Source organism: Clostridia bacterium (assembly GCA_024685775.1).
Taxonomy (GTDB): Bacteria; Bacillota; Clostridia; order Christensenellales; family CAG-1252; genus CAG-1252.
Window position 1 is genome coordinate 49,973 of record JAIKVL010000026.1, and the last position, 8,925, is coordinate 58,897.

An 8,925-nucleotide genomic window follows, 5' to 3' on the forward strand; every position below is an offset into this window, starting at 1 on the left:
GCTCGCCGGAGCGCTCTTTTCGAAAGCGGGGGTTTCTTCTCCGCTATTGACAATCCCCTTGTATCTATGATACAATTTTTAAGTATTCTTATCGGGCTCGGTAATGATTCTTAAAAAAATCGGAGAAAATTGCTATGGAAAATACTTCCCAAACGAAGAAATCGAACGCGAATAAAGTCGTAAAGATCGTCCTCAACGTCCTGTTGTGGATTTTTCTGATCTTTGCCTTCCTTATGATGGTTTTCGCTTTTGCGTCCGTGTCCAATGATTACGGAGTTCCGATCCTCGGAGACAAGGTCATTTTGAACGTCGTCTCCGATTCGATGAAGCCGACTTTCGAAAAAGGCGATATGCTCGCCGGTAAGACGCTCACTTTGGAGCAAAAGAAAGCGTTGGAAGAGGGCGAAATCATTACGTTCTTCGCCGATATCAACGGCGACGGCGTGAAGGAGATCAACACCCACCGCATCGTCAAAAAGACGGTCAACGGAGAGGACTGTTCCTTCCGCACGAAAGGCGACAATAAAGATATGTATCCCGTGAACGTCGATGACGACGGCTATTCCGTTAGGCCGGACGACATCATCTGCACTTGGAAAGAGGGCGACACGAAAGTTCACGGCATGGGTTCTTTCCTCGCCTTTATGCAAAGCCGCACGGGCTTCTTGTGTCTCGTCGTCATTCCGCTGATCCTCTTCTTCCTCTATGAGATCGTCCGCTTCTTCCTGACCCTCTCCAAGGTCAAAGGCAAGAAGACCGAGATCTCCCAAGAAGAAAAAGACGAGATCCGCCGTCAAGCGATCGAGGAGTACAAACGCTCCCTCACGCAAGACGAAAGCGAAGAAAGCAAAGACGAAAACGACAAGGCTTAATTCACGATCGACACGACAAACTTTTTCTCCGAAAAACGGCAGACTTTCGGAGCGTAAGCGCGGAGAAAGGCTCTCGCGCGCCTCGCTTTATGGCATCAAAGGATAGATATGGTTTATTTCGATAACTTCCGAAATTGGTTCTTGATGTTTATGAAACAAATGCTCGGCGGCATTTGGCAAGCCATTTCCAACCTCTTCCTCGGAATCGGACAAATATTTAATTTCGGCGTGTACGGCAGGCAACTTGCCGGGCAGCAATTCGGATGGGCGTGGGTCCTCGTTATCCTCGTCCTTTTGCTGACGCTCGCGATCTGGGGCGCGCTGATCTTCCTTATCGTCCTTGCCATCCGTAAGTACATTCGCTTCCGTCGCACCGCGGTCGGAAGAGAAGACCTTCTCGAAGAGATCGCGGAGCTCCACCGCGACGTCATCCGCTTGACTGCGGAAAAAGAGAAGATTATGAACCTCAAAGTCGCTTCCGCGGGGCTCAGCCGCGAAGAAATGCAAGCCGTCCTCGGCGTCTCGGACGAATTCCCGAAAGAAGGCGAGGAAGCGCAAGCGGAAGGCGCCGCCGGCGCGGTCGAAGAAGAAGGCAATCGCTTTGCGAGGCTCTCCGCGGTGGACGAAAAGTACGTCTACTACAACCCGCCCCATTATAACCGCGAAATGGATCTCGCCGCGCTTTGCGAAGACATCCGCAATTTCGCCTGCTATCACTCCCATCTCTATTACGAGATCAAGACGATCCGCTTAATGATCGCGGGGCTTTCCTGCACGAAGCTCATCGTCCTGCAAGGTATCTCCGGTACCGGTAAAACCTCTCTCCCCTATACGCTCGGAAAATATTTCCTGAACGACGCGACGATCGCTTCCGTCCAGCCTTCTTGGAGAGACCGAAGCGAACTTTTCGGCTACTTCAACGAATTTACCAAGAAGTTCAACGAAACCGAAGTCCTGAAAAGGATCTACGAATCTTCGTATAATGACGACGTCAATATCATCGTCCTCGACGAAATGAACATCGCGCGTATCGAATACTATTTCGCGGAGATGCTCTCCGTCCTCGAAATGCCGAACCCCGCCGAGTGGAAGATCGAGCTCGTTCCTTCCTCTTGGCCGGACGATCCGAAGAAACTCGTGGACGGCAAACTGACCATCCCGCAAAACGTCTGGTACATCGGCACCGCAAACAACGACGATTCGACTTTCGCCGTCTCCGATAAGGTCTACGACCGCGCCCTCGTCATCAACCTCGACAGCAAGGGTATGCCCTTCGACGCGCCTCCGACCGAAGCGAAGAACATCAGCTTCTCTTATATCGAAAGCCTTTATAAGAAAGCGGTCGAAGAGTATCCGATCCGCGAAGAATCGCTGAAAAAGATCGAAAAACTCGATCTCTACGTCATCGAGCGCTTCCGCGTCGCCTTCGGTAACCGTATTATGAAGCAAATGAAGATCTTCGTCCCCGTCTATATCGCTTGCGGCGGAACGGAGACCGACGGCATCGACTACGTCCTCGCGACGAAAGTTTTCCGCAAATTCGACGCTTTGAACCTCTCCTTGATCCGCGGCGAGATCCGTGGTTTGATCCTCCAACTCGACGCCCTTTTCGGCAAGGATCAAATGAAAGAGAGCATCGCCTATCTAAGGCGTTTGCAGAAGTCCTGATAAGGGGCGACCCCTATGAATCCGAAGAACGAAACCGCCAAATTCGGCGCGGCGGAAACCGATACGCGCGCCCCGTGGGTCCAAAACCTTCGTTATACGAAGTCCTTTTTGGCGAAACTCTGTTTGAGCGGAAAGGACGTCAAGGAGACCTATGCCGCCCTGTTCAACGCGCTCTCCTCTTTTGACGGCGTTACGGCGAAGACTTCTTTTTCCTGCGCGACCTTTTCTTACAAGCGCAAACCTCTCGCGAGGATCTCCCTTTCGGGAAAATCCCTGACGATCTATTTTGCGATCGACCCCGCGACGCACGCCGAGGGTCGCTATCGCCTTTCTCCTTCGAGCGCAGCCAAAAAGAACGCGCTTCTCCCCTCGAAATTCCGCATCAAGAGCCAAAAAGGTCTCGCTTTTGCGCTCCGCGTCATTAAAGAAGTCGCGGAAAGTTTCTCTTTGAAAGAAAAGGAGCATCCGCTCCCGCCCGTTACGGCGAAAAGCTTCCCCGCTTCTTCGATCCCCGTCCTTTTGTCGAGAGGATTGATCCGCCAGATCGGCGCAAAGAGGAACGTCATCACCGTCGAAAAAGAGAACCTGATCTACGTCGAAACCGAGAAAAAAGTCCCGGGAGAGACGATCGAAGAGCTCGAAAAAGGCGCAGGCGGCGCGGAAGGCGCGGAAAACGCGGAAAGCGAATCGGTCGAAGAAGGGACCGCGATCGTCGAAGGCGAAGCGCTTAACCCGATCTTTTTCGCGACCGAGCAAAACGCGCACGCGGACGATATTTTCGCCGACACCGCCGCGACCAACGTCGCCCTGACCGAGCGCCACGGAAAGTACGTCGAGATCTTAAACTCCTTTACTGGAGAAGGCGATATCCGTTTCGTCAGAAGATCGGTCATTCGCGCGATCGACGAACGCTGGGTAACCGCGATCGAAGATTGCCTGCTCGCGCTCGACGAAGTTACGCGCTCTCCTTCTCACTTCATCGAAGAGACCGAAGAGCTTTTGCCGATCGAACGCACGAAGAAAGTGACGACGCGCTCGATCAAACACCTTTGCCAACACACGGGGCTTATCTCCCGCATAGAAAAAGGCGTCGTGATCCCGTCCAAACTTCTGAACGTCTTCCGCGACGAATCCGTCATGACCTATGAAAACAAATTCGTGAACACCCTTCTTTTGCGCCTGTTCTCTTTCGTTACGGCGCGCTACGAAGAGGCTCTCGAATACGGCGCGAACCGCCACGCATGCGTCTTTTCCTTTACGGACAAGATCGAGTCGGACGAAGAAAAAGGCAAGATCTCTTTCGAGATCGAGCTTTCCACCCCGACCGAAGAAAGGGAAAAGACCCGCTTTTTCCAAAGCGATCTTTGGGCGCGCGTCAAAAAATTGAACGAAGTCATCACCGACTATCAATCGAGCGAGTTCTGCGCGCAGATGGGGAACGCGGTCATCAAACCGCCCGTCGTCCACACGAACCCGATCTTGAAAAACAAAAATCTTCGCCAATGCTTGGATCTTTGGGAGTTCTTGGAAGGCTATGACGACGAGGGCGTAACGACCAAAGAGCGCGACCTAGTGATCCAAGAGGAGCAAGCGGACCTCGTCCGCCGTTCGCTCGCGGAACAGTACGTCTTCTTCCGCCATTTCTCCGACACCGCGATCCGAAACGAGGACGAGCCGGAGCGCGTCGTCACGCAAAAAGCCTACGGCGCAGCCAAACGCGCGGAAGAGCAAGAAGAAGCCGCAGTCACCGAGATCGTCCGAGACGCCGAACCGGAAGAAAACGAGATCGCGTTTTACGTCTCCGTTGCGCTCGCCGCGGAAGAACTCGCGGAGAACGAGGCGAAAGAAGCGATCGAAGAGATCGAAAAAGAGCGCGAAGACCTTTTGGAAGAAGAATCGCCCGAAGAAGAAATCAAGTCGGCGGTGGATACCCTCCCCGTCGAATATCCGACGACCGAGCCGAAGGAAGAAGAAACGAGCGCGCCCGCGCCCGAATCCGCGCCCGAAGTCGCGGACGAGCAAGGGGAAGAAGCCGAATCGGACGAAGAGGACGAAGCGAACGAAGAAAAGATCCTTTTCGTCAAATCCTTCTCCGCGAAACTCGCTTCGGCGAGCGACTTTATCAAGGACGCGTACTGCCGCTTCGCGAACGCCCTTCTCTCCAAAGAAGGCGTTAAAGAGCGCAAAGCGTTCGACCATATCGACTTTTACAGGGGCAGAAAGACCATCGCGCGCGTCTCGCTCATCGGAAAGACGCTTCGCGTCTATTTCGCCCTCGACCCCGCTTCTCTCGACGGGAAGTACGGCGTCACCGACCGTTCGTCCGTTAAAAAATTCGAGCAGACGCCTTCCCTTCTCAAAGTCAAAGGACCGCGCAGCTTGAAGCGCGCTTTGGAGCTTTGCGACCTCGCGACCGAAGATCTCGAAGCCGCGAAAAAGCCCGTGACCGTCGCCTCGACCGATTTCAAGGAAATGACGACGGAAGAAGCGCTCGCCGCGGGAGAGATCCGCCGCCGCGTCTTCAAAGGGCAAGCTTCCGAAGAATTCCGCCCGAGAAAGAGAAAAGTCGTCCGCGAAAAGATCGATTGGTCGGAAGAAGTCGCGGAGTACAACAAAGAGCGCGAAAAGGCGAACAAAAAAGAAAAGGAAAAGACCGTCGTCCTCGACCTCGTCTCCCCCGCGGAATATCTCCGCGCCGTGGAAAAAGCCGAGGAAGAAGAGATTCAAAAGCAGATCGAAGAAGCGCCGGCGGTCGAAAAGCCCCATATCGCGGAAGGCGGCGCGGGCGACCCCTTGTTCCTGCGCGAAGAAGCCGAAATTTCCGAGCCCGTCGCCCTCGAAGAGCCGAAACAACCCGAAGCGGAAGAAATCAAGCCCGCTCCGAAACCCGTTCCGGTCGGCGGCGACAAGCTGAACCCCAAGCCCATCACGATGGAAGAACTCGAAGGGAATTCCCGCGGCGCGAACCGACGTAATCAACGCTCGAACGCCGCGAGCGAGCAAACGAGAAAAGGATTTTTCTCCCGTTTGTTCGGAAGGAAGAATAAGAGATGAAGAATGGAAAGATCGCAAAGGCATTGAAGCTCGGATTGAAGATCCTGTTCGGGATCTTCGTCTTCGCGTTTCTCGCCCTTTTCGTCGCCTCGAAGGTAACGACCTCTCCGATCTTCCTCTTTAATAAAACGACGATGTGGGTCATGACCCAAAGCATGGATCCGACGATTCCCCCGCGAACGTACATCCTCGTGGAAAAAGCCACGGCGGACGACGTAAACGTCGGCGACGTCATCGTCTTTCGCTCGACCGACCCGAGGATCAAGGGAAGTTTCAACACCCACCGCATCATCGCGAAATCGGGCAACACGATCGTCACCAAAGGCGACAACAACGACCAAGACGACGGGATCTATTCGGCAAAGCCCGAGGACGTCGTCGGACGCTACGTCAAGAAGATCGGTTTTCTGACCTTCCTCGGAAGGATCGCCATGACGCCGATCGGGTTCGCGGTCCTGTTGATCCTGTTTATCATAACGATGAGTTTTTCGGTCTTCCCGGACGTCAAAGAGGCGATCGCGGCGAAGACGGAGGACGACGAGAAAAAAAAGAGCGACGAGATCCGTCGCCTGATTGAAGAAGAAGTGCAGCGCCTGAAAGAAAGCGGCGCGGGGCTTGAAGACCTGCCGCAGACAGACGAAAAATCGGAAAAAGGAGGAGAATGACGGTATGGATAAATTCAAAGCGCACAGAGTCGATATCGCGTTCGTTATCCTGATCCTGATCACGATCGCGGCGTTCGTCAACGTCATCGTTCTTACGATGCAGTATTACACCGGATCGAGCGAACAAGCGGTCTCGACCGCCGAAACCTACGCGCTCGACGTTCGCGAAAAATTCGCGAGTAAAATGGATTACATACGCGAAAAGACCCAAGCCGTCGCGCTCGTCGCGGGGAGTATGACCTCGGATTTCGATCTGCAATCCTTCCTGCGCGGCGTCCTTCACTCCACCGGCGACGAGGACGAGATCTCCGCGGTCGCCTATTTCCGAAACGAAAAAGAGTACGATCATAACGGGCTCTCCGTCGACCCCGAAGAAGAAAGCGTCTACGTCCTCGATATGGCGCGAAACGGAAAAGTCGCGACGTACGGAATGCTGTACGACCGAGCCGGCGTCAAACCGAGAGTCGCTTGCTATTGCCCGACTCCGAACGGGATCTTGACGGACGGCGTCGTCCTTTATTTCTCGCAAGACGTCGTCCTCTCCTTCGCGAAAGATATCGATATGAAAAAAGCGGAGTACTCCGACCTCAGCGTTATTTGTTGCGCAAACAACGCGAGCGACGCGCAGATCCTTTCGATCTTATACGACAAAAAGGGCAACGTCCAGTTAAATAACTCCTTCTTCACCTACCTCAGCGAACAATCCAACGACACGAAGCCCGAGACGCTCGTCCGCGAGGCGCTCGAATCGGGAGAAAACAAGACGCTTTCCGTCATCTTGCACGGCGAACGTTACGTCGTCGTCATCGGGCGCGCGTCGGAGAAGGACGAAGGGCTTTTCGTCGCGAGCGTGTTCAATGAAAAGACCGTCTACGCCAACGGCTTTACCCTCGTCGAAACATGTATCGTGACGATGGTCATTTTGCTCCTCGTCGTCGTTATGTTCTCGATCTATTACGTCATCTCTCGTCGCCGCATCTATCAAAAGATCGAGAAGATCGACACGGTCAACACGCTGCTCCAATGCCCCACGCTTTTGAAATTCGAGCGTGACGCGAAAGACATTCTTTCCATGCATAGATACACGTCGTTCGCCGTCGTCGTCTCTCACTTGCAGCATTTCAGTTACATCAGCGAAAGATTCGGCGACGCCGCCACGACCGCGATCCTGCGCCATATCCGCAGCATCTTCGCGCGAGCGATGATGGAAGGCGAAGTCTTCGGCTACGTCGACGACGGAGAATTCGTCCTTCTCCTGCATTACGGCGAAGACGCCAGCCTCGAAAACCGCTTGGTCAGTTTGTTCGAAGCCGCGAGAAGGCATTACGTCGGCGACGAACTCCCCGACGATTACGATATGAAGATGCTCTTCGGCGTCTATAAAATCGGAAAGGACAGAAGCACTTCCGTTACGAAGATGGTGGAAAAGGCGATGGAAGTTTCCGACATGCCTTCGCGCACCGACATCAATCGCATCGTCAACTATTACGACGAGACCAAGCGCTCCGACTATATGGTCAAAGCGGAAATCGAAAACCGAATGGAACCCGCGCTCGAACAGGGCGAATTCCGCGTCTTCTATCAACCGAAATACAACTTGGAAAACGACCGCATCGACGGATCGGAAATCCTCGTCCGTTGGTATAACCCCGAGACGCAGAGCTACCGCTCCCCCGCCGAATTCCTGCCGGTCTTCGAAGAAAACGGCTTTATCTCCAAGCTCGACAGACAAATCTATTACACCGCTTGCGAAAACGTCGCGAAATGGATCTCGGAGGGCAGAAAGATCTATCCGTTCTCCGTCAACATCTCCCGCGTTACGGCGATCCAGTCCGACTTCCTCGCCTACTATATCAAGGTCAAGAAGCATTTCAATATCGCGGACGGATTCATCACCCTCGAATTTACCGAGAGCTTCGCCTACGAAAACTACGAGTATTTGTCCGAGGTCGCGCGCCAACTGCGCCAAAACGGGTTCTTATGCTCGATCGACGATTTCGGAACGGGTTATTCGACGTACAACGTCTTAAAGCTCCTCGATATGGACGAGATCAAATTCGATAAATTCTTCCTCGACAAGGGTAATTCGGAAGAGACCGACCGCATTATTCTGCAAAGCGTTATCGACGTCGGAAAGAAGATGGGAATGAAGACGACGCAGGAAGGCGTGGAGACATTGGAAGATCTGAGACGTCTGCGCGAAATGGGATGCAAAGTCATTCAGGGCTACTTCTTCGCGAAGCCGATGAGCAGCAGCGATTACAACGAATTCGTGGAAGCGTTCGCGCGAGAGAACCCCGTCCTCGCCGCGGAAAGAGCCGCGAAGGACAAAAAATAAAACGAAAACACCCAAACGAAAAAGCCGCGAAGTCCACCTTCGCGGCTTTTGTTTTCAGCGATTTATTTATTCTTGGATTTCTTTATTCTTCGTAAAACGAACAACCGGATTTTCCGGACTTCTTCCTTTCGTACAAGACGCCGTCCGCTTTTTCAATGAGGATTTTATCGATCATACTTCCGAAGGCGACGGACGCGCTGTACGTCCCCGCGACTTCGTCGTATATGACGGAGAATTCCCTGACGGCTTACAGCGTGACCGTAACGATCGGAAACACGACGGTCACCCTGTCTTCTTCCCACCTTTCGGACCGATATGCGATCTTCCG

5 protein-coding genes are annotated in these 8,925 nt (G+C 53.4%); all 5 read left to right on the forward strand.

What is annotated here, in order from left to right; genetic code table 11:
* Positions 1–134: 134 nt before the first annotated feature.
* Entirely contained in the window at positions 135–872 is a 738-nt protein-coding gene (locus K5753_04875; GenBank protein MCR4726534.1) for a signal peptidase I, read from the forward strand.
* A gap of 108 nt (positions 873–980) precedes the next feature.
* Positions 981–2,540 (forward strand): hypothetical protein, encoded by a 1,560-nt coding sequence (locus K5753_04880; GenBank protein MCR4726535.1) that lies wholly within the window; start codon positions 981–983, stop codon positions 2,538–2,540.
* 15 nt (positions 2,541–2,555) lie between these two features.
* The gene (locus K5753_04885; protein MCR4726536.1) at positions 2,556–5,594 is read left to right on the forward strand and encodes a DUF2357 domain-containing protein; all 3,039 of its coding nucleotides are present in this window, start codon (positions 2,556–2,558) and stop codon (positions 5,592–5,594) included.
* Positions 5,591–6,259 (forward strand): signal peptidase I, encoded by a 669-nt coding sequence (locus K5753_04890; GenBank protein MCR4726537.1) that lies wholly within the window; start codon positions 5,591–5,593, stop codon positions 6,257–6,259. Before K5753_04885 ends, K5753_04890 begins: the two co-directional genes overlap by 4 nt.
* Positions 6,260–6,263: 4 nt before the next feature.
* The gene (locus K5753_04895; protein MCR4726538.1) at positions 6,264–8,597 is read left to right on the forward strand and encodes an EAL domain-containing protein; all 2,334 of its coding nucleotides are present in this window, start codon (positions 6,264–6,266) and stop codon (positions 8,595–8,597) included.
* The last annotated feature ends 328 nt before the right edge of the window (positions 8,598–8,925 follow it).

Bases quoted from the DNA above. Each gene is read 5' to 3' on its own strand.
- K5753_04880 (MCR4726535.1), top strand. From the start codon at position 981: ATGGTTTATTTCGATAACTTCCGAAATTGGTTCTTGATGTTTATGAAA.
- K5753_04875 (MCR4726534.1), top strand. From the start codon at position 135: ATGGAAAATACTTCCCAAACGAAGAAATCGAACGCGAATAAAGTCGTA.
- K5753_04885 (MCR4726536.1), top strand. From the start codon at position 2,556: ATGAATCCGAAGAACGAAACCGCCAAATTCGGCGCGGCGGAAACCGAT.
- K5753_04890 (MCR4726537.1), top strand. From the start codon at position 5,591: ATGAAGAATGGAAAGATCGCAAAGGCATTGAAGCTCGGATTGAAGATC.
- K5753_04895 (MCR4726538.1), top strand. From the start codon at position 6,264: ATGGATAAATTCAAAGCGCACAGAGTCGATATCGCGTTCGTTATCCTG.